This is a genomic window from Micromonospora sp. NPDC047762, from assembly GCF_043204655.1.
GTDB lineage: Bacteria > Actinomycetota > Actinomycetes > Mycobacteriales > Micromonosporaceae > Micromonospora.
Map to the genome: position 1 here is coordinate 1,003,906 of NZ_JBIDCQ010000001.1, position 26,169 is coordinate 1,030,074.

Below are 26,169 nucleotides of genomic sequence, written 5' to 3' on the forward strand. Positions count from 1 at the left end.
CCGGCCCATGTCGGCCGCCGCGCTGGTGTCGATCGCGCTGCTCGGCGCGTTGGTCGGCCTCGTCGTACCCCTGGTGTCGCGGTGCTTCGCCACCGCGGACGCCTGGCGACCGGCGTTTTCACTGCCGCAGCCGGTCCGGCGGCCCTGGGTCGACCCGGTGGTGGCGGCCGGCGTCTTCGCCGGCCTTGCCGTCGCCGTGGGTGACGACCTGGCGCTGCCGGTCTTCCTCGCGGTCGCGGCGGTCGGTCTGGTGCTGGCGCGGGTCGACCTGGCCTGCCTGCGGCTGCCCGACCCGCTGGTCCTCGTCGCCGGGCTGCTGGCCCTCGGAGGGCTGACCACAGCGGCGCTGCTGTCCGGCACTCCCGGCCGGCTGCTCGGCGCGCTGGCAGGTGCGGTCGTCGCGGGCGGGGCGCACGTGCTGCTGGCCCTGCTGCCCGGCTCACGGCTGGGTTTCGGGGACGTGAAACTCGCCGCCGTCCTCGGCCTGCCGCTCGGCTGGTTGGGGTGGGACGCCCTGCTGACCGGGCTGCTCCTGCCGCACGTGCTGCACGGCGGTCTGGTGCTCACCCTGCTCGTCACCCGAAAGGTGCACCGGACCACCCTGCTACCCCTCGGCCCGGCCCTGCTGGCGGGCGCCTGGCTAGCCGCCCTCCTCCCCTAACACCCCCGCCCCGGCCCCGCCCAAGCCGTGGCCGTGGCCGTGGCCCCGGCCCGGCCCCAGACTTCGTCGATCTTGCAGTTTCTGCGCCGACATAAGGTGCATTCCACGCACATCGGCAACCGAAAGTGCAAGATCGGCGGCGGCGTGGCGGCGTGGGGTTGTGGCGGCGTGGGGGTTTGGGGGCTTGGGGGCTTGGGGGCGTGAGGGGGCTTAGATCAGGCGGAGTTGGCGGTCCTTGGGGCGGCGGGGTTCGGCTTCCCCGAAGCGTTCGAAGAGGCCGGGGTCGATGGTGCCGAGGAACGGCGAAGGTGAACAGTCGCGTTCGGTGCCGTGCCGGGTGCGGCGGCCGGCGTGACTGACGTACAGCCGGTCCTGGGCCCGGGTCAGGCCGACGAAGAAGAGCCGGCGCTCCTCGGCGACGGCGTCCTCGTCGGGGGTCGAGCCCGGCCAGCGCAACGGCAACAACCCGTCCTCGACACCGACCAGGAAGACAACCGGGAACTCCAGGCCCTTCGCGGCGTGCAGGGTGAGCAGCGTGACCGCCTCGGCCCGCGGGTCGAGCGCGTCCACCTCGGCGCCGGTGGCCAACTGCGACAGGAAGGCCTCCAGGTCGTCGCCGCAGCGTCGGGCCAGCGGGGTCAGCAGGTCCACGGCCGAGCGGACGTCCTCGGGGCGGACCGCACTGCTGGCGCCGTCCAGGGTGGGCACGGCGAACCGCTCGGCGACCACCTGACCGGCCAGCCGCACCCGGGCGGCAAGTGAGCCGGCCAGGCCGTCGGCGTGTCGTAGCTCGCGGGCGATGGCCGCCACCCCGGGCCGATCCCGCAGCCGGTCGTGGGAACGCTTCTGCACGGGGATGTTGGCCCGGGTCAGGGCGTCCACGATCGGGGCGGCCTGCGCGTCGGTGCGGTACAGCACGGCGATGTCGGAGAACGACAGTGAGGTGGACCGGCCGTCGATGCGGCCCGAGTCCAGCGAGCGGTGCGACAACCCGCCGACCAGATCGTCGACGGTACGCACGACGAAGTCGGCCTCCTCGTTCACCGACGCCGCAGGGTACCGCCCGACCAGCGGAGCTTCCGGGTCGAGCCGGGCCGGGTCCAGCCGCCGGCCCCGGACCAGCGAGGACGGCGCGATGGCCTGCACGGCGGCGGCCAGGATCGGGGCCGACGAACGGTAGTTGCGGTTGAGTCGGACCAGTCGGGCGTCGGTGAAGTCCTCGGAGAAGCGCAGGAAGTAGCCGACGTCGGCACCCCGGAACGAGTAGATGGCCTGGTCCGGGTCGCCGATCGCGCAGAGGTTGCCGTCGGCGGGGCTGAGCAGCCGCAGCAGCTCGTACTGCACCTCGTCGACGTCCTGGTACTCGTCGACGAAGATCCACCGCCAGCGGTCCCGGTACCGTTCGACAAGCTTCCGGTCGGCCCGCAGCAGCTCCACCGGCAGGGTCACCAGTTCGTCCAGGTCGACCAGGTCCTGCTTGCGCAGCAGCGACACGTAAGCGGCACTGTCGTCGCCGGCCTCGGTGCGTGCCGCCGCCCGCTCGGCGTCGTCGGCGATCCGGAAGTCGGCGGGGAGACCCGCCGCGCCGACGTTCTCCCGCAGGATGGTCAGCCCCAACGCGTGGAACGTACCCACCGTGACGTCCTCGGCGACCGGGCCGAGCAGCCCATCGAGGCGGTGCCGCAGCTCTTCGGCTGCCCGGCGGGTGAACGTGATCGCGAGGCAGTGCTCGGGGAAGACGTTCAGCTCCGCGCAGAGGTACGCGATGCGGTGGGTGAGCGTCCTGGTCTTGCCGGTGCCCGGACCGGCCACGATGAGCAGCGGACCGCCGGGTGCGGAGGCGGCCACCCGCTGCATGGCGTCCAGTCGGTCCAGCAGGCCGGTGCCGACCTCCTCCATGCCGGAGAGCATCGGCTCGAACGGCTCGTGGGGAGACGGCGGTGACGCGATCGGCGGCGCGGGCGCCGGGACCGGCTTCCGCTTCGGCTCCGCCTTGGCCGCCGCCGGGCGCTTGGCCGGGACCCGTGGAGCCGGCTCCGCGGGTCGTCGCTGCGCCGGCACCGGTACGTCGAACAGCGTCTCCTGCGCGCCCAGCTCGGCCGGGTCGAAGAGCGTGATCACGCCGTACTCGCCGTCGTAACCGGGCACCCGGCGGACGTCGCCGCGCCGCAGCCGCCCGATGCCCTCCGCGAGGAGCTCACCACCGGCCTGCGCGATCTCGGTCAGCGGGGTCGTGGTCAGGATCTCCAGCTCGGGGCCGAGCGTGGCCAGCAGCTCGTTGAGCCGCCCCTCGACCTTCTTCGACCGGGCACCCACCTTGTTGATCTCGCCGAGGATCTCGGCCAGCGGCACCAGGTGGGTGACGTCCCGGGCGTGCGCCGGCCGGTGCCCGTCCGGCCGGTCCGCCAACTCCTCGATCCGACTGAGGACACCCACGGTGAGGGGTTTGCCGCACTCGGGGCAGCGTCCGTCGGCAGCGCGGGTGCGCTCCGGAGTCCAGTTGACCCCGCACAGCCGGTGCCCGTCCGCGTGGTACTTGCCCTCCTCCGGGAAGAACTCGATCGTGCCGGCCAGGCCGTCACCGGTACGCAGCGCCTCCCGAACGGCGAAGTAGTCCCGTTCGGCAGTCAGCACCGTCGCCTCCCGGCCGAGCGCCGGCGGCGAGTGCGCGTCCGAGTTGGACACCAGTTGGTAGCCGTCCAGGCTGCCGACCCGCCAGTTCATGGCGGGGTCGGAGGAGAGCCCGGTCTCCACGGCGAAAATGTGCCCGGCCAGGTCGGCGTAGCAGTCCGCGATCGCGTCGAAGCCCGACTTCGAGCCCAGCGCGGAGAACCAGGGAGTCCAGATGTGTGCCGGCACCAGGTAGCCGTCCGGGCTGGCCTCCAGGGTGATCTCCAGCAGGTCGCGGGAGTCCAGTCCGAGGATCGGTCGGCCGTCGGAGCCGAGGTTGCCGATCCGGCCCAGCGCGGTGTTGAACCGGGCCACCGCGTCCAGATCCGGCAGGTAGATCAGGTGGTGCACCTTGCGGGTCCGGTCGTCCCGCTTGTAGATGGTGGAGATCTCCACGCTCAGCATGAACCGGACCGGGTCCGCCTCCGCGTTCGGCGTGAGTCGGGGTGGCAGCCGCCGGGCGAGGTCCCGTTCCGCCTCCGGGTCGAGCCGGTAGAGCCCCGGTTCGGCCGGGCGCAGTGTCTCCCGCAGGTGGTCGTACCAGGCGGGGTGGGTGAAGTCGCCGGTGCCGAGCAGGCCGATGCCCTTACGCCGGGCCCACCACGCGAGGTTCGGCAGGGTGAGGTCACGGCTGCACGCGCGCGAGTACTTCGAGTGGATGTGCAGGTCCGCGACGAATGGCGGTAGGCCACCGGGGGGTACGGCGCTGAACGGGGGCACGCCGCATCCTGTCACGCCCGCCGCGCCGGCCACCCGCCGCCACGCGCGGACGTGACCTCCGCTATGCCGAGCGCAGCTCGACCAGACTGATCTGCGGCTCGGCCCCGACCCGGACCGGTGGCCCCCAGAAACCGGCGCCGTTGGTCACGTAGACCTTCGTGCCGTCGACTTCGCCGAGGCCGCTGACCACCGGCTGCTCAAGCCTGACGGCCAGGTTGAACGGCACCATCTGCCCACCGTGGGTGTGCCCGGACAGTTGCAGGTCGACGCCGTACCGGGCGGCCTCCTTCGCCGCCAGCGGCTGGTGCGCGAGCAGGACCACGGGACGGCTCGGGTCGCGGTCGCCGAGGGCGGCGGCGAAGTCCGGGCCGGCGGCGAGGCCGGTGCCGGCCCCGGTGAGGTCGTTCACGCCGGCCAGGTCGAGCACACCACCCCGAGCCTGGATCTCCTGCCGCTGGTTCTGGAGGACCCGTAGGCCGAGCCGGTCGACCTCCTGGACCCACTCCTCCACCCCGGAGTAGTACTCGTGGTTGCCGGTGACGAAGAAGTTGCCGTACCGGGAGCGCAGGTCACGCAGGGGCTCGGCGGCCGCGCCGAGTTCAGCGACGGTTCCGTCGACCAGGTCGCCGACCACCGCTACCAGGTCCGCGTCGAGCCGGTTGATCGCGGCGACGATCCGCTCGGTGTGCGCCCGGCCGCGCAGCGGACCGAGGTGGATGTCGGAGACGGTGGCGATGCGCAGGCCGTCCATGCTGCGGGGGAGTTTGGCGAGCGGGATGCGTACCCGGTCGAGCTGGGGTGGACCGAGTGCCGTGCGAACGCCGTACCCCACGATGCCTGTGGCGGTGAGACCGGCGAAGATGGCGGCCCCACGGGCGAGCACCAACCGACGGGACGGGTCGTGGTCCGGTGCGGCGACGGCGTCGGCGGCCGGCGGGTCGGTCGGCCCGGCGGCCCCGACGAGCACCGGCTCGGGCGCGGCGGTGGCGGGCTCCGCGGCGACCACCCGGCGGCGCAGCACCAGTCGGGCGACGAGCATCGGGACTTCCAGCACGATCAGGACGATCAGCAGGTAGAACATCAGCGCGAGCCACAGGTAGCCGGGCCAGGCGAGCCAGTAGAGCCCGGCCTGCGTGCCGGCCATCGTGACCGGCACGAGCAGTGCCAGCACCAGTGCGGCGATCCCGCCGACCCGTCGCCAGCGGCCCGGCGCGGTGGTGTCCCGAACGAGCCGCTTCCACAGGTAGAGGTGGATGAGGCCGGTGACCAGCGCCAGGACAGCCACGAACCCCAGAACCGCCATCATGTGTGAAGCCTCCCTCAGCCGCCCGCGAACGGGGGCAGGACATCGATCGTGGCCCCGGCCGGTAGGGGGGTCTGACGATCATGACAGCTGACGCCGTTCACGAGGAAACTCGCCACCTGCAGCACCCCGGCGAGCCGGTCGCCGTGGCGCTGGGTCAGCTCCGCCGTGAGGTCGTCCAGTGACCGCCCGGCGGGGATGGCCTCCTCGGCGCGGCCGGCGGCGGCGCGGGCACCCGCGAAGTAGCGGATGGTAAGCGTCGTCGACTCCACGTCTCAGCCCCCGATCGCTGACATCGGACGGGTGGGCTGGAGGAAGGTGGGATCGTCGATGCCGTGCCCGGCACGCTTGCCCCACATCGCGGTACGCCATCGCCGGGCCAACTCGTCGTCGTCGGCACCGGTGCGCAACGCGGCGCGCAGATCCGACTCTTCAGTGGCGAAGAGGCAGGCGCGGACCTGGCCGTCGGCGGTCAACCGGGTGCGGTCGCAGTCCCCGCAGAAGGGGCGGGTGACGCTGGCGATCACGCCGACCCGGGCGGGGCCTCCGTCGACCAGCCAGGTTTCCGCCGGTGCCGCGCCGCGCTCGGTCGGGTCGGGGCTCAGATCGAAAACGGTACGCAGTGACGCCAGGATCTCCTCGGCGGTGACCATGGTGTCGCGGGCCCAACCGTGCTGGGCGTCCAACGGCATCTGCTCGATGATCCGCAGCTGGTAGTCGTGTTCGAGGGCGAAGCGGAGCAGCGCCGGCGCCTCGTCCTCGTTCACACCACGCATCAGCACTGAATTGATCTTCACGGGGCTGAGCCCGACGGTCGCCGCCCCGGCGAGCCCGGCCAGCACCGCGTCGAGGCGGGGGCGCCGGGTGAGCTTGGTGAACCGGTCCGGGTCCAGGGTGTCCAGTGAGACGTTCACCCGGTCCAGGCCGGCCGCCCGCAACGCCGGGGCCAGTCGGTCCAGGCCGATGCCGTTGGTGGTCAGCGAGACCCGGGGGCGGGGTTCGAGGGCGGCGACCGCCGTCACGATGTCGACCAGCCCGGCTCGGATCAGCGGTTCACCGCCGGTGAACCGCACCTCGGTCACGCCGAGCAGTTCGACAGCAACCCGGACCAGCCGGACGATCTCCTCGTCGGTCAGCAACTCGGGGCCGGCCAGCCAGGGGAGCCCTTCCGCCGGCATGCAGTAGGTGCAGCGCAGGTTGCACTTGTCGGTGAGGGACACGCGCAGGTCCCGGGCGACACGGTCGTACCGGTCGACGAGGACGCCGTCGATCCCCGGGGCGACGCTCACCTGTCGACCGTAGCGCGCTCGGCCCGGCTCAGGACGCCACGGGCGGTCTGGACGACCAGATCTCGGAAGCTGACGCCGAAGAGTGCTGTGTGCACGAGCAGCAGATGCAGCTGATGCACTGGCACGCGGTCACGCCAACCGTCCGGTAGTGGCCAACTCTCCTGGTAGGCGGCCACCACCCGATCCAGGTGGGGAATGCCGCCGAAGAGGGCGAGCTGGGCGAGATCCGTCTCCCGGTGCCCACCGTGCGCCGCCGGGTCGATGAGCCAGGCCCGGTCGTCGAGCCCCCACAGCAGGTTGCCCGGCCACAGGTCGCCGTGGATGCGCGCGGGCGGCTCGTCGCCGCCGAGCCCGTCGAGACGACCGATCACCTGCTCGACCAGAGCGGCATCGGCGCTGGTCAGCGCGCCAGCGTCGACCGAGCGTCGCAGGTAGGGGGCGAGGCGTCGCTCGGCGAACCAGGTCGACCAGCGCCCGCCGGTGAGGGTGTTGTCCTGTGGGAGCGAGCCGATGAAGCCGGGCCAGGTGGCACCGAAGGCGGTTGCGCCCGCCCGGTGCAGCCCGGCCAGCTCCCGGCCGAAGCGCTCGGCTGCCTCCGGCGTCGGTTCGCCGGGCTCCACCCAGTCGAGCGCCAGCAGTTCCGGCAACACCACGATCACCTCGGGTACGCCGACAGTGCCCGCCTCCCGCAGCCAGCGCAGGCCGGCGGCCTCGGCGGCGAAGAAGCCCTCCGGCGCCGGTCGGTCGGCGCCCTCCGGCCAGGACTTGGCGAAGACGGAGTGGCCGTCGTCGAGGGTGAGCCGGGCGGCTGCGCAGATGTTTCCACCGGAGACCGGCGTCTCCCGGAGCCGCTGATGGGTCCGGAAGGTCGGGAGGTGTGCCGGATGCGCGCGCAGGTACGCCAGGTCCATCAGCGCACGGTAACCGCTCCTTACGACAGCCAGGTGTCGCCCGACGACATCGGCGCTCTTTCCGCACCCTTAGGTGGCGCGTGAGCAGGGAAAACACGTTCAGTAACTGTGGATAAGCCGCGTGTCGTCCACAGGGGTGGCAGGGCCCGGCACGCCCGCCGCAGGCTTCCGACATGACCTCGACCGAACGCCCTCAGCTCGCCGTCCGCTCACCCGCCGACCTGATCGCCGCTGTGCCGTACCTGCTCGGCTTCCACCCCACCGACAGCGTCGTCGCCGTGGCGCTGGTCGGCCGACAGATCGTCTTCGCCGCCCGCGCGGACCTGCCCGACCCGACCGAGCTGGGCGGACTGGCCGGGCACCTGGCTGGTGTGCTCCGCCGGCAGGGCGCGGAGGCCGCCACGGTCGTGGGTTACGGGCAACCGGAGCAGGTCACCCCGGCAGTGGACGCGCTGCGCGACGCGTTGAACGATTTCGGGCTGCACGTGCTCGACGCGCTGCGGGTGACCGACGGCCGCTGGTGGTCCTATCTCTGCACCGAGCCCGAGTGCTGCCCGCCCGAGGGTCGCCGCTACGACCCGAACGCCAACCGGGTGACCGCCTCGGCGGTCTTCGCCGGTCAGGTCGCGCTCCCCGACCGGGCCGCCCTGGTGGCGCAGGTGGCACCGGTGGACGGGCCGGCCCGGGAGGCGGCCCGCGCGGCCACCGCCCGCGCCGAGCTGAGACTGGCCGAGCTGGTCGAGCAGGCACCCGAGAGCGACCTGCTCGGGGCGCGGGCGCTGCGCGCCGCCGGGGTGGCGGCGGTCCGCGAGGCCCAGCGTCGGCAGCGGCGTGGTGAACGGCTCGACGACGACGAGGTGGCCTGGTTGAGCCTGCTGATGACTCACCTGCCGGTCCGCGATCACGCGTGGGAACGCACCGACGGCCGGGACCGGGACATCGCCCTCTGGACCGACGTGCTGCGCCGCGCCGAGCCGGAGGTGGCCGCCGCGCCGGGTGCGCTGCTGGCGTTCGCCGCCTGGCGTGCCGGGCAGGGCGCGCTGGCGGCGGTCGCGCTCGAACGCACGCTGAGCCTGCACCCCGACTACTCGCTCGCGCTGCTGCTGGACGATCTGCTCCGACGGGGCGTTCCCCCGGCCGAGCTGGACGGCTGGCCGTCGGTCGGGATGCCCGGCGTCATCCGCCCCCGCAGGCGGAGCCGTCGTGGCCGCCGTTGAAGGACGCGATCACCGCGCGGTAATACCGCAGGTGCTACCAGAATTGATAGGCTGGCGGACGTGACAGTGAAGCGCTCCGTGAGCCTCCCCGACGACGTCGCGGACTGGCTCGACCAGCAGCCCAACGTCTCGGCGGCCATCACCGCAGCGGTACGGGTGCAGATGGCCCGCGTACACCTCGACGAGGTGCTGCGGCGCGCCGGCATCGAGGTGACCGAGGCGGGTAGGGCGCGATGGCGGGAGCGCCTGGCGACACCCATTCCGGCGGACGCCCTGGCTGAGGGACGCCGGATGTTGGGCCGAGCCGGATGAGCGATCAGATCGCCGCCGTGTTCGACGCGTCGGCGCTGACTGCCTACATCGAGGGCAACGTCTCGGTGGGGGAGTTGATGCTGGAGGTCGCCGACGAGGGTCGGCAGGTCGCCGTCCCAGCGACGTGCCTGGCTGTCGCCTTCGCGAGCGTGGCCGACGAGATCGATGCCGCGCTACTGGCCCTGATGATGACTGCCCCGATGATCCGTCTGCTGCCGCTCGACGTCGAGGACGTGCAGGACACCGGCAGGCTGGCCCGCGCCGTGGACGGCGACATCTCGTTCGGCCATGCCGCCCGCGCGGCACTCACCCACGAGGCGCACTACGCGACAGTGCGACCCAAGGTGGCGGCGACAGTGCTCCCTACCAACTGGAGCATCCTCGACCTGGCGTGACGGGTCTTCCGGCGACGCCTCCGTCGAAGGATGTACGCGTTGCTCCTGTTCACGGCCGACGCGGCAGGCTCGCCGCCGCCGGAGAATGATCTCGTGGCCGTTCTCCGCATTGGTACGACATGACCCCCGAGTTGCTGCTGTCGCTGGCCGGGCTGGCGTTGATCGACAGCACCAGCATCGGCACCCTCTTCATCCCGGTCTGGTTGCTGCTCGCCCCCGGGCCGGTCAACGTCCGGCGGATCCTGGGCTACCTCGCCACCATCGCGGTGTTCTACCTCGCGGTTGGGCTGCTGCTGGTCTGGGGAGGCAGCAGCCTGGGCGACGCGCTGGGCGGCGCCCTGGACAACCGGGGCGTCCTCTGGGCACAACTCGTGCTGGGCGTGGGAATGCTGGCGCTCAGCTTCCGCTACGACGGCAAGCGGCGTCCCCGTACCGGTGGCGTCCTGCGCTGGCGGGACCGGGCCACCGCCGGAGATTCCTCGGCCCGCTGGTTGGTCGGGCTCGCGCTGCTCGCGGCGCTGGCCGAGGTGGCGACCATGCTTCCGTACCTCGGTGCGGTGGGTCTGTTGGCCACCTCGAAGGTGGGAGCGGCGGGCGTGGTGGCGCTGCTCGCCGGGTACTGCCTGGTCATGGTGCTGCCGGCGGTGCTGCTGCTGGGTGCCAGAGTGGTCCGCCCGCGACTGGTCGAGCCGGTGCTGGCCCGCCTGAACACCTGGATCGTCACGAAGGCGGGCAGCGCGTTGGGCTGGATCCTCGGCATCGCCGGTTTCCTGATCGCCCGTGACGCCGCCGCACGGCTGGCCCTGTTCGACCTGATCGACCGGATCGGTCGCTGACGGGACGCTCGGCTCAGGCTGGCTGCTCCACGGTGATCCGGTGCGGCCCGGTGTAGACGTTCATGGTCCGCCCGCGCAGGAAGCCGACAAGTGTCATCCCCGCCTCGTCGGCCAGTTCCGCGGCGAGGGTGCTCGGGGCGGACACCGCTGCCAGCAGCGGCAACCCCGCCATCCACGCCTTCTGGGTCAGCTCGAAGCTGGCCCGCCCGGAGACCAGCAGCAGGTGCCCGGCGAGCGGCAGCCGGCGTTCCCGCACGGCCCAGCCGATCACCTTGTCCACGGCGTTGTGCCGGCCCACGTCCTCCCGTAGCACCACCAGCTCACCGTCGGGGGTGAACAACCCCGCCGCGTGCAGCCCGCCGGTCCGATCGAAACCGCGCTGGGCGGCGCGCAACCGGTCGGGCAGCTCGGCGAGCAGCGTGGCCGGGACGCTGAGCGGGTCCTCCGCGACCGGGAAGAGCGACCGGGTGCGTACCGCGTCGATGCTGGCCTTGCCGCAGACACCGCAGGAGCTGGTCGTGTAGAAGTTCCGGGACGGGTCGGTGGTCGGTTCCGGTACGCCGGGGGCGAGCACCACGTCCACCACGTTGTACGTGTTCGGCGTCTCCGCGCCGGCGCAGAGTTGCGCGGTCAACACGTCGTCGGTCGACCGGATCAGCCCCTCCGTCAGCAGGAACCCGATGGCCAGGTCCAGATCGTCGCCGGGAGTACGCATGGTGACGGCGAGCGGCCGGCGTCGGCCGGGGCCTGCCGCGCCGACCCGGATCTCCAGCGGCTCCTCCACGGCGAGCGTGTCCGGTCGGCGGATCGACCCGCGTCCGGCGGTCGCCGCGTCCAGGTCGATCCGGAGTACGCCCCGTCGATCAGTTGCCCGTCCCATCCCGCCATCCTCCACCCCCCGCCGGCACACCCGCACGACCACCGGCCATCGGGCACCCGGCGGCGCCGTCCGACCGATGCCCCTCCGATCCGGTCTGCCGGCGGCGCACAGGGCGTGATCCACTCGTGTTCCTTGAAGTCGGGGTGTCCCCGGCACCGGGACACCGCGATTTCGGCGAATCCGAGTGGATCATGCTGTTCGTTCGCCGCGCTGGGTTTGCGCAGCCGCCCGACATCGGGGTGGGACCGGTCCCGGCTACGGTGGCCGGGTGGGGACGTACGCCGCCGTGGTGCTCGCGGGTGGGGCCGCCCGACGGATGGGCGGGCTCGACAAACCCGCGCTTCCGGTCGGCGGCCGGCCGATGCGCGACCGGGTGCTGGCCGCAGTCGCCGACGCGACGCCGCGGGTGCTTGTCGGTGCGGCCGACGCCGTGCCGGCGGGCGTCCGGGTCGTCCGGGAGGACCCGCCCGGCGGGGGCCCGGTCGCCGCGGCGGCGGCCGGGTTGGCGCTGCTGGACACCGACGTCACCTTGGTCGCGCTGCTCGCCGCCGACCTGCCGCTGCTCACCCGGGCCGCGATCGGCGATCTCCTGCACCACCTCGATCGGACGACCCCCGACACCGGTTCGGCGGGCGGCCGCACCGATCCGGCACCGCCGGTCCGTGGCGACCTCGCCGCACCGTTGATCCGTGACGGCCTCGCTGAACCGCCGGCCCGCGACGGCCTCGCCGCACCGTCGGCCCGTGACGGCCTCGCTGAACCGTCGGCCCGCGACGACCTCGCCGCACCGTCGGCCCGTGACGGCCTCGCTGAACCGCCGGCCCGTGACGGCCTCGCTGGCGGTGAGCGGCGACCCGACGGGGCGTGCTTCGTGGACGGGGACGGGCGGCGGCAGTCGCTCTGCGGCGTCTGGCGGGTGACCGCGCTGCGGGCAGCGGTGGACCGGTTGGCGGTCGAGCGGGGCGGCAGCTTGTCCGGGGCCCCGGTCCGAGCGTTGCTGGCGGGGCTCGTCGTGTCGGAGGTGGCCTGGTCCGGCGAGGGCCCGCCGCCGTGGTTCGACTGCGACACTGACGAGGACGTACGCCGGGCGGAGGAGTGGGCGCGATGACGGTGATGGACGACTGGGTCACGGCGGTGTGTGCCGAGTTGGATCTGGACCCGACCGCGGTGCCGGTGCCGGCGGTGCTGGATCTGGCCCGGGACGTCGCCCACCAGGTGCTGCGTCCGGGTGCGCCGGTCACCGCGTACCTCTTCGGGTTGGCGGTTGGCCGGGGCGCGGACCCGGCGGACGCCGCGGCCCGGCTCAGCGCGCTGGCGGGCGCCTGGCCGGTCGAGCTGGGCGCCGACCCCACGGACCCGACGGCCCCCTGACCGCCGCTGTCCGATCCCGGTCCGGGCTGATCCGACCCACGGGCGGCGTGGGTAGGGTGATCGTGACGGACGGAGGCGATCATGACGGCTGACCACCCCTCGGCGCCGCACGGTGAGCTGCCCGGCGCTTCGACTGAGCCGGCGGAATCGATCTTGCTCGACGAGCCCAGCACCACCGACCTGCGGGCGAAGGTGACCGAGGCGTGGCGGGAGTTCGCCCGCGCGCTCGCCGTACGCCTGCGGGAACTTCCCGTCGGCGCACACCTCGACCTGACCCTGGACCCCACCGCCTCCGGCACCGGGGACGCTGTCTATTCGATCAGCGTCGACGTGGACGCGGACCGGGTGTTGTCCGCCCGTGCGGTCGGCAACGCCGCTCTGCCGGCGGGTTACCGACTGGACCGGGGCGCGGTGGCGGACATGGTCGCGCTCGGTTGGTCCCCGCCCGGGGTGGTCGCCGGCTCTGGCGGTTCTTTCGGGCTGAACGCCACGACGGCCGAGTCGACCCAGGTCGCCACCCTGCTCTCCCGCACGCTGCGGGACGTCTACGGTGCTCCGCACCCGGCCTTCCTCGTCTATCTGGTGCACGACGCCGAGGGCGAGCCGTTGGCAGTGGAACCGCTGGGCACCGCCCGCAGCGAGTTCGGTCCGGACGCCGACGTCGAGGCGGACCTGGAGGAGGCGTTGGCCGAGGCGGCCGCCTCGCAGGTCGAGCAGGACGACGTGCTCGACCTGGCCGATCGGGTCCGAACCGTGGTCTCCACCATGTTGAAGTCGGACACCGACCGGTTGCAGATCGACTCGGACGGCGACATCACCATCCGCGCCGGCTCGGCGATGGTCTTCGTGCGCGTGCGGGACAACCCGCCCCTGGTGGACGTCTTCTCCCCGGTGCTCACCGAGGTGGAGCCGACCGAGCGGCTCTACGTCAAGCTCTCCGAACTGACGAACCGGATGCCGATCGGCCGCCTCTACTGCGCTGACGACACGGTGTGGGCGTCCATCCCGGTATTCGGCCGCAACTTCCAGGCGACCCATCTGATGCTGGCCGTGCAGGTGATGACCGGTCTCGCCGACGAGTTGGACGACCGTCTGCACGGCGAGTTCGGTGGCAAGCGGTTCTTCGGTGAGGGTGACAAGCCGGTCCGACGCGACGAGTCGGAGCACCGCACCGGCATGTACCTCTGAGTTCGATCAGGCCACGTCCAGCAGGGTCTTGCCGACCGTCGCGCGCGCCTCGATGGCGGCGTGCGCGTCGGCGGCGCGTTCCAGTGGGAAGCGTTGGCCGATGAGCGGTCGCAGGTGGCCGGCCGCCGCGTCCGCCAGGGCCTGTTCGGTGTACGCCCGCAGCCGGGCCGGTGGCACGTCCGGGCGGATCATGGTGACCTGCCGTGCCGTGGCGGCCTCCGTCGACACCGGGGACCACTCCCCGCTCGCCAGCCCGAAGCTGACCATCCGGCCGCCCGGCGGGAGCAGGTCGAAGGCGGCCCGGGCCACCGAGCCACCGACCCCGTCGAGCACCACGTCGACCCCGCCCACCGCGGCGCGGACCTGCTCGGCCCACTCGGGCAGCAGGTAGTCGACGGCCAGCTCGGTGCCCAGGCCGGGTAGCAGGTCCACCTTGCGTCGCCCACCGGCCACGCCGATCACCCGTGCCCCGGCGCGGACCGCGAGTTGCACCAACAGGCTGCCGACGCCGCCGGCAGCGGCCTCCACCAGCACCCGGTCACCGGGGTGGACGCCGACCGCCTCGATCAGCATGGTGGCGGTCCGCCCGTCGGCCAGCAGTGCCACCGCCTCGTCCAGAGCCAACCCGGTCGGCACCGCGATCGTCGCCGACGCGTCCACTGCCGCGCGTTCGGCGTAACCGCCGGAACCTCCGGTGGCGCTGACCACCCGCTGCCCGCTCAGCGCCGGGTCGACGTCCGGCCCGACGGCGGTGATCACCCCGCCGACGCCGTTGCCGGGGATCAGCGGTGGGGTGATGCGGAACGGGCCGGGGTGACCGGCGCGCAGTTGGGTCTCGACGAAGGTGATGTTCGCGTGTGCGACGTCGATCAGCACCTGGCCGGGACCGGGGACCGGGTCCGGCGCGGGGCCGGGCACCAGCACCTCGGGCCCGCCGAACTCACGTAACCAGATCGCCCGCATGACAGCCCCCTCGGCCCCGATGGGCTGCCTCGCCCACTCGGGGCCAGTCCATCTCCTCAACCTGGGTTGAGGTCAAGAGGTGCCGGCGGACGGGCCGACGCCGGGCGATTCGACCAGCCGGGAGAGCACGATGGTGCTGCGGGTGGAGGTCACGAAGGACTCGGCACGCAGCCGCTCCAGTGCCGCCTCCAGGTGGGCGATGTCGGCGGCGCGCAGGTGCACGAGCGCGTCCGCCTCCCCGGAGACGGTGTACGCGCCGACCACCTCGGGGTGCCGGCGGGCGGCTACGCCGATCTGCGCCGGGGTGGTCCGGCCGGCGCAGAACAGCTCGACGAAGGCCTCCGTGGTCCAGCCGACGGCGGCCGGATCAACGACGGCCGTGAATCCCCTGATCACGCCGGTGGCGCGCAGTCGGTCGACGCGACGTTTGACCGCCGGGGCGGAGAGTGACACCCGGGCACCGATGTCGGCGTAGGACGCACGGGCGTCCGCGACGAGTAACGCAATGATCCGCTGGTCTACCGCGTCTATCTGCAACGTTCCGCCTCTGGGAAGCAACGCTTGTGGCTGTTTTCAAAGTTCTACGGTACCTACTCTTGGTGACCGTGAACCAGCAGCGTTTCCCGCGAAAGCGGACATATCTCATGTGCTCGCCGGAGTACTTCGCGGTCGAGTACGCGATCAACCCGTGGATGGACGTGACCACCCCGGTCGACCGGGCCCTGGCCGTCAAGCAGTGGGACCGGCTGCGCGAGACGCTTGTCGGCCTCGGCCACGAGGTGCACCTGCTCACCGCCGAGCAGGGCCTGCCCGACATGGTCTACGCCGCCAATGGTGGCTTCGTGGTGGACGGCAGCGTCTACGGCGCCCGGTTCAAGCACGAGCAGCGGGCCGCCGAGGCCGCCGCCCACCACGCCTTCTACGACGCGCAGGGCTGGCGGTTCATCGCACCCAGCGAGACCAACGAGGGTGAGGGCGACTTCGCGTACGTGCCGGAGGCGCACGGCGGGCTCATCCTGGCCGGGCACGGCTTCCGTACCGAGATCCCGGCGCACGCGGAGGCGCAGGAGGCGCTTGGCCGTCCGGTGGTGTCGCTGCGCCTGATCGACCCCCGCTTCTACCACCTGGACGTGGCGCTCGCGGCCATCGACGACGCGAATGTCGTCTACTTCCCGGGCGCGTTCTCCGCGGCCAGTCAGCGGGTGCTCACCCAGCTCTTCCCGGACGCGGTGATCGCCGACGACGAGGACGCGATGGCCTTCGGTCTCAACCTGGTCAGCGACAGCGCGAACGTGGTGCTCAACAGCGAGGCCACCCGCCTGGCCGGCAAGCTCAAGGCGGCCGGGTACACCCCGGTCCCGGTTGAGCTGGCCGAGCTGAAGAAGGGCGGCGGCAGCGTGAAGTGCTGCATCGCCGAGCTGCGGCACTGACCCGCGAACGTGCCGGGGCCGGCCTCCCACTGGGAGACCGGCCCCGAACCGTGCTCCGGGTGGGCGTTCAGCCCAGCGTGGCCAGCTCGTTGATCAGCACGTTCGACATGACCTGACCGTCGCGCTGCACCTCGCGCAGGTACCACTTCTGCTGCGGGGTACGCGGCTGGTTGAACTGCCAGATGCCGCGCGGGCTGTCGATCTGGCCGATCTTGCCCAGGGCCAGGTTGACCTGCTGCGGCGTGGGCTTCCCACCGGTCAGCTGGATGGCCTGGTCGAGCACCTGCGCCGCGTCGTACGACGCCATCGCGTACGTGGTGGGGGTGACCTGGTACTTCTTGCGGTACGCCGAGGCGAAGACCCGGTTCGACGTGTTGTTCAGGTCGGCCGAGTAGTTCAGCGCGGTCTGGATGCCCAGCGCGTTGTCCTTCAGGTTCTCCAGCACCGCGCCCTCGGTGAGGAAGCCGGGTGCGTAGATCGGCCCGGCGAACTTCTCGCGCAGCTGCTTGATGAACTCCACCGCCGCCGCTCCGGCGAAGAAGCAGAAGACCGCTGTGGGCTTCTTGGCCAGCGCCCTGCTGATGTCCGAGGCGTATGTCGTCTTGCCGGGGTTGGAGGTGGCGCTGGTGTAGGTCACCGCGTCGCGGATCCGGGGGTCGTTCGTGCCGAAGTCCTCCCGGAAGCCGCGGACGACGTCCGGGCTGCCGACGTTCTCCGGCATGATGATCGCGACGCGGCCGTTCGCCGGCAGCTGGTCGCGCAGGTAGCGGCCGAGCGCCTTGCCGGCCTCGTCGAGCACGTACGAGGTCCGCCAGATGTAGAAGACGCTCTGCAGGCTGCTCGGTGAGGCGTTGGAGCCGATCAGCGGGACCCGGGCCTGCTCCACGGTGTCCCGGATGCCGACCATCACCGCCGAGTTGACCACGCCGGTGAGTGCCAGCACGCCCTGCTTGAGCAGGCCCTCGACGGCAGCCTTGCCCGTCTTGGCGGTGTCGCCCTCGTCGGCGGTCAGCAGCTCCACCGAATGGCCGCCCAGCCGCTGGTCGTGCAGGTCGAGGAAGAGCTGGAAGCCATTGGTGATGTCATCGCCGATGCTCTTGAAACCACCGGCCTGCGGCGTGATCAAACCGATCTTGATCGGGCCCCGGTCGGCGGCCGGCTCGGCGTCACCGTCTGAGCCGCACGCGGCGACGAACCCGGTGGTTCCGAGCGCGGCCAACAGTTGGAGCGCCCGCCTGCGATTCATCTGCGACACCGAGTTCCTTCCAGGGAAGCGTTGCAGGGCCGAACACCGCCCCAACGGCGTTCTACCTGGTCCGCGACGCTGCGTCAATGGCTAGTGATCATCGTGCAGGGACCGCAACACGGCAAGGACCTGAGGCCAGGCGACGGCCTCCGGGTCGATCAGCCCGAAATGCTCGCATCCGGGCAGTTCAACAAGGGAGATATCGGAACCCGCGGCACGTGCCTCCGCGACAAAATCCTGGCTCATCTCCACTGGAACCTGATGATCGTCAGAGCCATGAACGACTACTGTGCGTGTTCGTATCGGTACCAACATTCGTGGATCCGCCGCCGCGTACCGGTCCGGGACGTGCGCCGGGCCGCCGCCGAGCAGCGCGGCGACCGCGCCCGAGTCCAGATCCCGCCGGTACGCCTCGCCCAGATCGGCCACCGGGGCCAGGGCGAGCACTCCGCCCACCGTCGCCGGTGCGGTGCCCGCCACGTACAGCGCCAGGTGGCCGCCGGCGGAGTGCCCGACCAGGATCGGCGCGGCCAGGCTCACCCGGCCGGGCAGCGCCTCGGCCGCCAGCGCCGGCAGCTCGGCCACCCCGGTCAGTACGTCGGTGAGGGTGCCCGGCCAGCCGCCTCCGGGCTGCCCGGTGCGGCGGTATTCCAGCTGCGCCACCGGGTAGCCGTCGGCGGCGAGGGCTGCGGCCAGCGGGCCGGTGTGCCGTCGGTCGTACTCGGCCCGCCAGAAGCCGCCGTGCAGGACGACGACCAGCGGCCGGGCCGGCCCGGTACCCGCCGGAAGGCGCAGATCGGCCACCTGATCCGGGTGGTCCCCGTACGCCACCGTCCGGTCGGGCTCGGGGGCGGGCCGGGTCAACACGGCGCGCGGGTCGACAGGCATGGCGCGACGGTAGCGCGCCCCGCCCGGGTGGTTCGGCCCCGGTAGTCGGTCCCGGGCGGCATGGGTCGCGCCCGCTGGGTAAAGATGGACCCCATGACCGAAGCGCGCTCCGCTGGACAGAACGACGAGCCCGGCCCCGACGACTCCGGCCACTCCGGCACAGTGGTGGTGGTTGGTCCGGACGGCCGGCCGATCGGCACGATGCAGACCGACGAGGGCCAGGGCGAGGACCCGACCCGCCTGGTCGAACAGCCGGCCAAGGTGATGCGGATCGGCAGCATGATCAAGCAGTTGCTGGAGGAGGTGAAGGCCGCACCTCTCGACGACGCCAGCCGCAGCCGGATGCGGGAGATTCACGAGCGGTCGATCGTCGAGCTCAAGGAGGGCCTCGCCCCCGAGCTTCGCGACGAGCTGGAGCGCATCTCGCTGCCCTTCGCCGAGGACAAGGCCCCCAGCGAGAGCGAGCTGCGGATCGCGCACGCCCAGCTCGTCGGCTGGCTGGAGGGCCTGTTCCACGGCATCCAGGCGGCCCTGGTGGCCCAGCAGATGGCCGCCCGGGTGCAGCTGGAGCAGATGCGCGGCGGCCGGCAGGCGCTGCCCAGCGGCCCCGGTGGGGTCGTCCCCGGGATGCCGGGCATCGGCCAGCCGGGCGGCGGCGAGGGCCACAACACCGGTCAGTACCTCTGACCTCAGTCCACCCCGAAGATCTTCTCCAGGTACGCCGCCACGCCGTCCTCGGTGTTCGCCGTCGTCACGTCGTCGGCGACCGCCAGGACGGCGCGGTGCGCGTTGGCCACCGCCACACCACGCCCGGCCCAGGTCAGCATCGGCACGTCGTTCGGCATGTCGCCGAAGGCCAGCACGTCCGCCGCGGCCACCCCGACCTGGTCGCAGTACCAGGCCAGCCCCGCCGCCTTGGTCACGCCGGCCGCCGAGATCTCCACCAGCCCGGAGGACGACGAGTGCGTGGCCTCGGCCAACCCCGCCACCGCCGTGGCGATCAGCTCGGCGAAGGCATCCGGGTCCTGCTCGCCGGCTCGGGCGAGGAGCTTCACCGCCGGGACGGAGAGCAACTCCTCCGGCGTCTCGACCGGTCGGATGCCGCTGGCGTCGGCGTCCCAGCGCAGGGGGTAGTGCTCCTCGTGCCGCATCTCCCGGCTGTCCAGGATCTCCACGGCGAAGCTGATTCCGGGCACCTCGGCCCGTAGCCTCCGGGCCACCTCGGCCAGGTGGTGCGGGGCGAGCGGGTCAGCCCGCACCACCTCGTCGGAGAACGGGTCGTAGACCACGGCACCGTTGGCGCAGACCGCCGGCAGCGGTCGGGCGAGCTGGTCGTACACCATTTTGAGCCAGCGGACCGGACGGCCGGTGACCAGAACGACCGGCGTGCCTTGCGCGGAGATCCGCGCGAGCAGGTCGGCGGTGCGTGGGCTGACGGTGTGGTCGTCGCGGATCAGCGTGCCGTCGATGTCGGTGGCGATGAGGCGGGGTGTGTCTCCCATTACCGGGACAGTAGCCGGTCCAGATACACCGCCACCCCGTCGTCGTCGTTGCGCAAGGTCACCTCGTCGGCGACGGCACGCAACTCGGGGTGCGCGTTGGCCACGGCCACCCGCGACCAGCCGGCCCACTCGAACATCGGCAGGTCGTTGGGCATGTCGCCGAAGACCAGCACATCGGCCGGGTCGACCCCGAGGGTCTGCGCCACCACTGTCAACCCGGTCGCCTTGTCCACGCCGGGCGGGCAGATCTCGATGAAGCCGAGCCCGGCCTGGGTGAGTGTGGCGACCTGCGGCGGGACGATCCTGCGGGCCACCGCCAGCAGCTCGTCCACGTGATGGTCGGCGGTCCGGGCAAACGCCTTGATCACGTCGCAGGCGAGGCACTCGTCGCGGGTGCGCGCCTCGAAGCGGTCCTGGTACGGCCAGCTTTCGTGGTAGTCGCCCCACAGCGGGGCGTCGTGCTCGTCGGACGCCTCGACCATCACGGTCAGCGGGCCGACCTCCGCCTCCAGATCGGCGAGGAGCCGAGCCAGAACCTCGGCGGGCAGCCGCTCGTCGCGGAGCACCACCGGGCCGCTCGGGTCGCTCTGGTCGACCACCCGTCCACCGCCGGCCATCACCAGGAAGTCGGCGGCGCGGATGTCGTTGCGGGTCAACTCGGTCAACCGAGGGCCGCGTCCGGTCGCGCCGACCACCGGGATTCCGGCGGCGCGCACCCGGTCGAGCACCCCATGGGTGTACGCGGAGACGGTGTCATCGCTGCGGACCAGCGTCCCGTCGAGGTCGGTCGCGATCAACTTGGGCAGTCCCGGGCGGGTCATGGTTCCTCCTTCGCCCGCCGCCGTCGCACCGCCAGGGTCAGGGAACCCGAGTCTCGGAGTGACGGCGGGTCAGCAACCGTACCTCGCGGAACGGGTCGCATCCATGACTTTCAGGCGAATCGGACGCCAACTCCCACCCGCTCCCGGGCGGTGGGCGGGTGAAGGGGGCCGGTCAGGGCTGGGAGTCAGGGCGGGCGAAGGGGGCGGCGGGGGTGACCGTCAGGTCGGCCGGAGACGGAAGGCCGTCCTCGATCGGGTCGGGGTCCCGGCGGCGGCGCCAGGGGCGCGGTGCTGGCGCGTCGGCGGGCCGGTCATCGTCCGGTGGGCCGCCGAACACGCCGGGGGGCGCGGCGGGAGTCAGCCGCAGGGCGGCAGCGAACAGCACACAGGCGACGAACGCCATCACCAGCCCGCGGCCGTACTCGATCCGAAAGCCGTCCTCGAGCGAGTAGAAGAAGTTTCGCTGGCCGGGGTTGTCGAGGCCCGCCGTGGCGGCCACCAGTAGCACCAGCAGGGCGCCGGCCAGGGTGAGGCCCGCCAGCCGGGCGTTCGGCCGTACGGCCGCCGTGCCGCGCAACGTCAGCGCCACGGCGCAGACGAGGGCGATAAGCCCGACCAGGTAGCCGACCCCGAAGCCACCGACCTCGGACACCCCGGCGGGCACCTCGATCGTCGTGTTGCCCTCGGGCCCACCGTTCGGCAGGCTCATCACCAGCCACTCACCGACGAGCGAGGCGATCGCGGCCACCGCGCCCAGACCGGCGAGCAGCAGGGGCAGCCGGGGATCCTGCGCGAGGTGGGCCAGGGACCAGGCGAAGCGGCGTCGCGGGGCCGGCTCGTCGGCACCCCACTCGATCACCGCCGGGGCCTCGGAGCGGTCGCCCTGCCGCGGGATCGGAAGCTCCTCGGACATCGGCCACCCTTCCGCCGGTCACGGACCTGGGTCGCATCATGGCACAGCAAGCTGGTGGTGACAGGGATCGCAGGGCTGGCACGCGCGCCGGTCTGTCGCCCGATGGTCGCCTTTCCGCTAGCGTTTGCCCCATGCCTATCCGTACCGCTTCAGCACAATGGCAGGGCAATCTCACCGAGGGCGCGGGCACCGTGCGCACCGGTAAGGGCGGCCTGTCCGGCAACTACTCCTTCAAGTCGCGCTTCGAGGAGGGTGAGGGCACCAACCCCGAGGAGTTGATCGCCGCCGCGCACGCCGGCTGCTTCTCGATGGCGTTCTCCAAGGCGCTTGCCGACGCGGGCTCGACGGCTACCTCGGTCGAGACCACCGCCAAGGTGCACCTGGACAAGACCGACGCCGGCATGACCGTGACCCGGATCGACCTGGAGACGGTCGGCCAGGTCCCGGGGATCGACGAGGCGGAGTTCCAGAAGCTCGCCGAGGCCGCCAAGGCCAACTGCCCGATCTCCCGCCTGCTCTCGCCGGGCGCCGAGATCACCCTCAACGCCCGCCTGGCTGCCTGAGCCAGCCGGCCCACACCGTACGTCCACGGAAGGAGCCTCCGCCCGGTTCCGGGTGGTCGCTTCTTCCGTGCATGTGCGGACGACAGTCACCGTCGTCCAGCACTACCGGGCCACGTGCCCCCGCGTCGGGCACAATGGGCGAGGTGCCGGTGGAGATGAGCCGTGAGCGCTTCGAGGAGTTGGTCGGCGAAGCCCTCGACGAGGTGCCCGAAGAACTACTCGGCCTGATGAACAACGTGGTGATCCTGGTCGAGGACGACCCACCACCGGGAGAGGTCGACCTGCTGGGCCTCTACGAGGGGCACGCGCTCACCGACCGCGGTTGGGGCTATTCCGGTGTGCTGCCCGACCGGATCTTCATCTACCGCCGTCCGATCCTGCGGATCTGCGACAACGACGACGACGTCATCGACGAGGTGGCGGTGACGGTGGTGCACGAGATCGCCCACCACTTCGGCATCGACGACGCCCGGTTGCACGCGCTCGGCTGGGGCTGAGCCCCGCCGCTCGACGTCCGCCCACCCGCGCCACACGAACGCGCCTGGCCGCCCGTCCGACGGCCGGTGCTTGCCGAGGTCGCCTACCGTCGGTGCAGCGAACGCGACCCTATTCAGGAGGCCCTTTCATGCGCAGCGAGCTGTTCTCCGCGGAGAATCTGGAGAAGGAGTCCGCGCAGCCCGGCATGCGGTTGCAGAACTCCAAGATGTTGAAGATCGAGCTCAACGGCGAGGCGATGGCCCGGGTCGGGTCGATGGTCGCCTACCAGGGGAATGTGCAGTTCCAGGCGTTGGGTTCAGGTGGGCTCGGCAAGTTCCTCAAGCAGAAGCTCACCGGCGAGGGCGTCCCGCTGATGAAGGTCACCGGGCAGGGTGACGTCTTCCTCGCCGAGCTGGCCAAGGACGTGCACATCATCGACCTGGAGCCGGGCGACGCCCTCTCCATCAACGGCAGCAGCGTGCTCGCCTTCGACTCCACCCTCCAGTACGACATCAGGATGGTCGGCGGCGCCGGGATGGCGTCCTCGTCCGGCCTCTTCAACTGCGTGTTCAGCGGCTACGGGCGAATCGCCATCACCACCAAGGGCACCCCGGTCGTGCTGAACGTGGACGCTCCGACGTACGTCGACCCCCAGGCCGCGGTCTGCTGGTCGGCCAACCTCCAGACCGGCTACCACCGGGCCGAGCAGCTCGGCCTCGGCACTCTGCTGGGGCGCCGCACCGGTGAGTCGTTCACCATGAGCTTCGCCGGTCAGGGCTTCGTGGTGGTGCAGCCGTCCGAGGAGCCACCGGTCCTGGGCAGTGGCCAGCAGCAGCAGGAGGGCGGTCTGCTCGGCGGTCTGCTGAGCTGATCGACAGTCGCGCGACGCGCACCTGATCCGTAGAGCTGACCGCGGCGGCGCGGGCGCTCCCGTTCCCTCGGGGGCGCTCCGCGCCGGTCAGGTCAACTCGCCCGTACGCAGGCGGGCCAACCAGGCCGCCGCGTCGGCGTAGTCGACGTCGGAGAGACCCGCCGGCGCGGGCACCGGGCGTTCGCCCGCCTCGGCCCACCGGTGCCGGGGGTAGGAGCCCAGGAAGCGGACGTCGGCACAGACCCTGCGGAGCCCCTGCAACGCCTCGCCCAGGCGTACGTCGGCGACGTGGCCGGTGCAGTCCAGGAAGAAGACGTAGCGGCCCAACGCCTCGCCGGTCGGCCGGGATTCGATCCGGGTCAGGTTGACCCCACGGACGGCCAACTCCATCAGCACGGACAGCAGCGCGCCGACCCGGTCGTGGGCGATGAAGACCGCGAGCGAGGTGAGGTCGTCACCGGTCGGCGGGGGTGGCGGCCCGGGGCGGGACACCAGCGCGAACCGGGTCACCGCGTCGGGGTGGTCGGCGATCTTGTCGGCGAGTGTGGTGAGTCGGTGCCGGGAGGCTCCGATCGGTGCGCAGATCGCCGCGTCGTACTCGCCAGTGCCGGCACCGGCGGCCGCCGCGCCGTTGGAGAGCACGTCGACCACCACGGCGTCGGGCAGGTGGTTGCGCAACCAGCCCCGGCACTGGGTGGACGCCTGTGGATGGGCCGCCACGGTGCGGATCGAGGTCAGCGGGGTGTCGGGCCGCGCGGCGAGCACGAACTCCACCGACAGGATCACCTCCCGGGTGATCACCAGCGGCTCGCCCTCGGCCATCTCGTCCAGCGTGACGCCCACCGCCCCGCCGATCGAGTTCTCCAGTGGCACCAGCGCGGCGTCGGCGTCGCCGGCGCGGACGCTGTCCAGCGCCTCTCCGACGCTGCGAGCGGGCGTACGGGCGCCGCGCTCGGCGGCGGGTATCGAGCGCAGCGCCTGCTCGGCGAAGGTGCCTTCCGGCCCGAGGAAGACGAAACGTGTCGGCGGTGTTCCCGGCATGCCGATCAGCCTACGCACCCGGCCCGTTGGCCGGGCCGGCGTCGCAGGCGAGGGCGCGAATCCCGGCCGGACTGGTGGCGCGTACCTCGATGGTGCAGACGTCAGTGCCGGCGGTGACCAGCACCGGGGAATCGGGCTCGCCCCGGGTGACCACCTGGAGTTCCTCGTGCCCGGTCACCGTCAGCACTGTGAACTGCCAGTCGCCGGCGCAGAGCGGCCCGGTGCGGACCTGGACCCGGACGTTCGCCGGCAGCACTCCGGCCCTGCCGCGCAACAGTTGCAGCACCCGCTGGCCGGTCGGCCCGTTGCGGCAGGCCGTCGCGACCAATCCGGCGTCCGGGGTGGGCGTGACAGTGCCGAGAGACGGGGCGGTGGTCGGCGGGGTGGCCGGTGCGGTGCTCGGGGCGGACGGTGCCGGGGCTGCGGTGTGGGTGGGAACGCTCGTCGGCTCCCCCAGCCCGGGTGGGGCGCCACAGCCGGCCAGCGCCGCGACGGCGAGCGCCATCGGCAGGATTCGGGCGAGGCTCCGCGCCGGAACGCGATCGACTGCCCGGCCAGGAGCCGCCGGTGCGGGGTGGATCGTCGACCGCGGTGCGGGGGACGCGGGCGGGGGCGGGGTGAACGGCACGGGCCGATCCTCGGGACATCGGAGAATTCTTCGCGGCCGGGGTGGCCGAGCCCATCGTAGGGTGAGCGGCCGGTCGGGTGAAGGTCAGCCGGTGACGCGATGCCCGGCGCGCTGGAGCGCGGCCGTGCCCTCGGTCAACCGGACGGTCGGCACCAGCAGATAGTCGGTGTCGAACGTGGAGAACGTGACGGCACTGACCCGGGCCTCGGCGAGCGGGTCGACCAGCGCGGCCAGACTGCCGGTGCCGGCCAGCGTCACCGGGGCGGTGACCCGTAGGCAGCGCCAGGTCGTCTCCACCACGGCCTGTGCCGGCGCCCGCTCGGTCGGGCAGATCACGGAGATCCCGTCGGAGGTCCAGCTCACGGTCACCACGTCCGCGCCGCGCAGCCCGCTCGACAGCGCGTACGGCAGGGTGTTGCCGGGAGCCAGCCGGCACACAGCGTATTCCCCCGGCAGCAGAGCGATATCGAGCATGAGGGCACCCTACGGCCTTCGCGCAAACCCGCCCCGGCAACGCCGCGTGCGGCGAAGGACACACTGCGCCGCAGGTCAGACCTCGGAGAAGAAGGTGAGTGAGCCGGCGACGGTGCCGTCGGTGAGCACCGGGGTGGAGATCGCGTCAACTGTCGCGTCGGAGCTGTTCACGGAGGCGGCCTGCACCCTGAGTAGCCCCCGGGCGAGTCGGCCGGAGGAGAGCGCCAGCAGGGGCGGAATCTTGTCGATCTCGGCTTCGGTCAGCTCGCCGCGGTTGGCGGTGAAGTCGAGCAGGCGCAGCCCGCCATCGAGCAACGGTCGACCGATCAGCCCGGCCGGCTCACCGAGGCAGAGCAGTTCGCAACCGGCCGTGGAGATCGCCACCACCCGGGTGTCGGCGTCGATCAGCAGGCACGGCTCGTCGGCCCGGGAGACTGTCGACGACCATTGGCCGACATTGTCGGACTCCGGCTCTGTCGAGGCCCGCACCGCCGGCACGAACGCTTCCGAGAGCGAAAGTTCGACGTGGGCCACCGCGCCTCCTATGTGCACCGATCGACTGTCCACGCTAGCGGGTCGCCGACGGAATCACCGAGCGC

The 26,169-nt window shown here is 72.1% G+C and carries 30 protein-coding genes; 13 read left to right on the plus strand and 17 right to left on the minus strand.

The annotated features are described in order from the left end of the window. Nucleotides 1-7: 7 nt before the first annotated feature. Complete coding sequence (locus ACGF3C_RS04865) at nucleotides 8-661, plus strand: prepilin peptidase (protein ID WP_393218783.1); 654 nt, start codon at nucleotides 8-10, stop codon at nucleotides 659-661. A 210-nt stretch (nucleotides 662-871) separates the two neighbouring features. Here the strand turns inward: ACGF3C_RS04865 and ACGF3C_RS04870 are convergent, their stop codons facing one another. The 5 genes from ACGF3C_RS04870 to ACGF3C_RS04890 form a co-directional block, all read right to left on the minus strand. After that, complete coding sequence (locus tag ACGF3C_RS04870; protein WP_393218786.1) at nucleotides 872-4,051, minus strand: UvrD-helicase domain-containing protein; 3,180 nt, start codon at nucleotides 4,049-4,051, stop codon at nucleotides 872-874. Nucleotides 4,052-4,112: 61 nt separating this feature from the next. Beyond that, nucleotides 4,113-5,357, minus strand: coding sequence for a metallophosphoesterase (locus ACGF3C_RS04875; RefSeq protein WP_393218789.1), 1,245 nt, complete (start codon nucleotides 5,355-5,357; stop codon nucleotides 4,113-4,115). Nucleotides 5,358-5,371: 14 nt separating this feature from the next. Then, nucleotides 5,372-5,626: a MoaD/ThiS family protein gene (locus ACGF3C_RS04880; protein WP_393218793.1), complete on the minus strand. Its 255-nt coding sequence runs from the start codon at nucleotides 5,624-5,626 to the stop codon at nucleotides 5,372-5,374. A gap of 3 nt (nucleotides 5,627-5,629) precedes the next feature. Then, nucleotides 5,630-6,643 carry a GTP 3',8-cyclase MoaA gene (gene moaA / locus ACGF3C_RS04885; RefSeq protein ID WP_355004504.1) on the minus strand — a complete coding sequence of 338 codons (1,014 nt, stop codon included), beginning with the start codon at nucleotides 6,641-6,643 and terminating at the stop codon, nucleotides 5,630-5,632. After that, nucleotides 6,640-7,554 carry a fructosamine kinase family protein gene (locus tag ACGF3C_RS04890; RefSeq protein ID WP_393218797.1) on the minus strand — a complete coding sequence of 305 codons (915 nt, stop codon included), beginning with the start codon at nucleotides 7,552-7,554 and terminating at the stop codon, nucleotides 6,640-6,642. Before ACGF3C_RS04890 ends, moaA begins: the two co-directional genes overlap by 4 nt. 173 nt (nucleotides 7,555-7,727) lie before the next feature. On the opposite strand from ACGF3C_RS04890, the gene ACGF3C_RS04895 reads away from it, so the two are divergent. The 4 genes from ACGF3C_RS04895 (at nucleotide 7,728) to ACGF3C_RS04910 (ending at nucleotide 10,314) form a co-directional block, all read left to right on the plus strand. Beyond that, a complete protein-coding gene (locus ACGF3C_RS04895) occupies nucleotides 7,728-8,771 on the plus strand; it encodes a DUF4192 domain-containing protein (protein ID WP_393218800.1) in 1,044 nt (347 codons plus the stop codon). Between the two features lie 60 nt (nucleotides 8,772-8,831). After that, entirely contained in the window at nucleotides 8,832-9,083 is a 252-nt protein-coding gene (locus tag ACGF3C_RS04900; protein WP_357235635.1) for a hypothetical protein, read from the plus strand. After that, the gene (locus tag ACGF3C_RS04905) at nucleotides 9,080-9,478 is read left to right on the plus strand and encodes a hypothetical protein (protein WP_393218804.1); all 399 of its coding nucleotides are present in this window, start codon (nucleotides 9,080-9,082) and stop codon (nucleotides 9,476-9,478) included. Before ACGF3C_RS04900 ends, ACGF3C_RS04905 begins: the two co-directional genes overlap by 4 nt. Nucleotides 9,479-9,597: 119 nt before the next feature. Further along, nucleotides 9,598-10,314, plus strand: a complete 717-nt coding sequence (locus ACGF3C_RS04910; RefSeq protein WP_393218807.1) for a GAP family protein — start codon at nucleotides 9,598-9,600, stop codon at nucleotides 10,312-10,314. A gap of 13 nt (nucleotides 10,315-10,327) precedes the next feature. On the opposite strand, the gene fdhD is transcribed toward ACGF3C_RS04910, so the two are convergent. Beyond that, nucleotides 10,328-11,194, minus strand: coding sequence for a formate dehydrogenase accessory sulfurtransferase FdhD (gene fdhD, locus ACGF3C_RS04915; RefSeq protein ID WP_357222666.1), 867 nt, complete (start codon nucleotides 11,192-11,194; stop codon nucleotides 10,328-10,330). Between the two features lie 268 nt (nucleotides 11,195-11,462). On the opposite strand from fdhD, the gene ACGF3C_RS04920 reads away from it, so the two are divergent. From ACGF3C_RS04920 to ACGF3C_RS04930, 3 genes are all read left to right on the plus strand, one after another. Continuing rightward, nucleotides 11,463-12,302 (plus strand): NTP transferase domain-containing protein, encoded by an 840-nt coding sequence (locus ACGF3C_RS04920; RefSeq protein WP_393218811.1) that lies wholly within the window; start codon nucleotides 11,463-11,465, stop codon nucleotides 12,300-12,302. After that, on the plus strand, nucleotides 12,299-12,565 hold the full coding sequence (locus tag ACGF3C_RS04925) for a DUF6457 domain-containing protein (RefSeq protein ID WP_355004496.1): 267 nt from the start codon (nucleotides 12,299-12,301) through the stop codon (nucleotides 12,563-12,565). Before ACGF3C_RS04920 ends, ACGF3C_RS04925 begins: the two co-directional genes overlap by 4 nt. Nucleotides 12,566-12,646: 81 nt before the next feature. Beyond that, a complete protein-coding gene (locus ACGF3C_RS04930) occupies nucleotides 12,647-13,753 on the plus strand; it encodes a hypothetical protein (protein WP_393218815.1) in 1,107 nt (368 codons plus the stop codon). A gap of 6 nt (nucleotides 13,754-13,759) precedes the next feature. Here ACGF3C_RS04930 and ACGF3C_RS04935 read toward each other — a convergent pair whose 3' ends face one another. Together ACGF3C_RS04935 and ACGF3C_RS04940 are read right to left on the minus strand one after the other, a co-directional pair. After that, on the minus strand, nucleotides 13,760-14,716 hold the full coding sequence (locus tag ACGF3C_RS04935) for a zinc-binding dehydrogenase (RefSeq protein WP_393218818.1): 957 nt from the start codon (nucleotides 14,714-14,716) through the stop codon (nucleotides 13,760-13,762). 72 nt (nucleotides 14,717-14,788) lie between these two features. Continuing rightward, entirely contained in the window at nucleotides 14,789-15,253 is a 465-nt protein-coding gene (locus ACGF3C_RS04940; RefSeq protein ID WP_030331732.1) for an Lrp/AsnC family transcriptional regulator, read from the minus strand. Nucleotides 15,254-15,312: 59 nt separating this feature from the next. Between ACGF3C_RS04940 and ddaH the strand changes: the two genes are divergently transcribed. After that, entirely contained in the window at nucleotides 15,313-16,146 is an 834-nt protein-coding gene (ddaH, locus tag ACGF3C_RS04945; RefSeq protein WP_393218822.1) for a dimethylargininase, read from the plus strand. A gap of 67 nt (nucleotides 16,147-16,213) precedes the next feature. On the opposite strand, the gene ACGF3C_RS04950 is transcribed toward ddaH, so the two are convergent. Then, nucleotides 16,214-17,401, minus strand: a complete 1,188-nt coding sequence (locus tag ACGF3C_RS04950) for an ABC transporter substrate-binding protein (protein ID WP_357222658.1) — start codon at nucleotides 17,399-17,401, stop codon at nucleotides 16,214-16,216. An 81-nt stretch (nucleotides 17,402-17,482) separates the two neighbouring features. Continuing rightward, the gene (locus ACGF3C_RS04955) at nucleotides 17,483-18,280 is read right to left on the minus strand and encodes an alpha/beta hydrolase family protein (RefSeq protein WP_393218825.1); all 798 of its coding nucleotides are present in this window, start codon (nucleotides 18,278-18,280) and stop codon (nucleotides 17,483-17,485) included. Between the two features lie 84 nt (nucleotides 18,281-18,364). On the opposite strand from ACGF3C_RS04955, the gene ACGF3C_RS04960 reads away from it, so the two are divergent. Next, nucleotides 18,365-18,967, plus strand: a complete 603-nt coding sequence (locus ACGF3C_RS04960) for a bacterial proteasome activator family protein (protein WP_355004489.1) — start codon at nucleotides 18,365-18,367, stop codon at nucleotides 18,965-18,967. Nucleotides 18,968-18,969: 2 nt separating this feature from the next. Here the strand turns inward: ACGF3C_RS04960 and ACGF3C_RS04965 are convergent, their stop codons facing one another. From ACGF3C_RS04965 to ACGF3C_RS04975, 3 genes are all read right to left on the minus strand, one after another. Continuing rightward, nucleotides 18,970-19,782 (minus strand): HAD family hydrolase, encoded by an 813-nt coding sequence (locus ACGF3C_RS04965; protein ID WP_387351708.1) that lies wholly within the window; start codon nucleotides 19,780-19,782, stop codon nucleotides 18,970-18,972. Beyond that, a complete protein-coding gene (locus tag ACGF3C_RS04970) occupies nucleotides 19,782-20,603 on the minus strand; it encodes an HAD hydrolase family protein (protein WP_355004487.1) in 822 nt (273 codons plus the stop codon). Before ACGF3C_RS04970 ends, ACGF3C_RS04965 begins: the two co-directional genes overlap by 1 nt. Before the next feature lie 172 nt (nucleotides 20,604-20,775). Next, nucleotides 20,776-21,516 carry a hypothetical protein gene (locus tag ACGF3C_RS04975; protein ID WP_393218831.1) on the minus strand — a complete coding sequence of 247 codons (741 nt, stop codon included), beginning with the start codon at nucleotides 21,514-21,516 and terminating at the stop codon, nucleotides 20,776-20,778. A 131-nt stretch (nucleotides 21,517-21,647) separates the two neighbouring features. Between ACGF3C_RS04975 and ACGF3C_RS04980 the strand changes: the two genes are divergently transcribed. The 3 genes from ACGF3C_RS04980 (at nucleotide 21,648) to ACGF3C_RS04990 (ending at nucleotide 23,427) form a co-directional block, all read left to right on the plus strand. Next, nucleotides 21,648-22,079, plus strand: a complete 432-nt coding sequence (locus ACGF3C_RS04980; RefSeq protein ID WP_357222648.1) for an OsmC family protein — start codon at nucleotides 21,648-21,650, stop codon at nucleotides 22,077-22,079. 149 nt (nucleotides 22,080-22,228) lie between these two features. After that, the gene (locus ACGF3C_RS04985) at nucleotides 22,229-22,576 is read left to right on the plus strand and encodes a metallopeptidase family protein (protein WP_357193788.1); all 348 of its coding nucleotides are present in this window, start codon (nucleotides 22,229-22,231) and stop codon (nucleotides 22,574-22,576) included. A 128-nt stretch (nucleotides 22,577-22,704) separates the two neighbouring features. Further along, entirely contained in the window at nucleotides 22,705-23,427 is a 723-nt protein-coding gene (locus ACGF3C_RS04990) for an AIM24 family protein (RefSeq protein WP_112583872.1), read from the plus strand. 87 nt (nucleotides 23,428-23,514) lie between these two features. Here the strand turns inward: ACGF3C_RS04990 and pheA are convergent, their stop codons facing one another. From pheA to ACGF3C_RS05010, 4 genes are all read right to left on the minus strand, one after another. Further along, nucleotides 23,515-24,468 carry a prephenate dehydratase gene (gene pheA / locus ACGF3C_RS04995; protein WP_357222646.1) on the minus strand — a complete coding sequence of 318 codons (954 nt, stop codon included), beginning with the start codon at nucleotides 24,466-24,468 and terminating at the stop codon, nucleotides 23,515-23,517. 10 nt (nucleotides 24,469-24,478) lie between these two features. Beyond that, nucleotides 24,479-24,973: a hypothetical protein gene (locus ACGF3C_RS05000; RefSeq protein WP_393218836.1), complete on the minus strand. Its 495-nt coding sequence runs from the start codon at nucleotides 24,971-24,973 to the stop codon at nucleotides 24,479-24,481. 207 nt (nucleotides 24,974-25,180) lie between these two features. Continuing rightward, nucleotides 25,181-25,570 carry an ACT domain-containing protein gene (locus tag ACGF3C_RS05005; protein WP_357193605.1) on the minus strand — a complete coding sequence of 130 codons (390 nt, stop codon included), beginning with the start codon at nucleotides 25,568-25,570 and terminating at the stop codon, nucleotides 25,181-25,183. A gap of 75 nt (nucleotides 25,571-25,645) precedes the next feature. Continuing rightward, nucleotides 25,646-26,104 (minus strand): hypothetical protein, encoded by a 459-nt coding sequence (locus ACGF3C_RS05010; protein WP_357222641.1) that lies wholly within the window; start codon nucleotides 26,102-26,104, stop codon nucleotides 25,646-25,648. Nucleotides 26,105-26,169 lie beyond the last annotated feature (65 nt).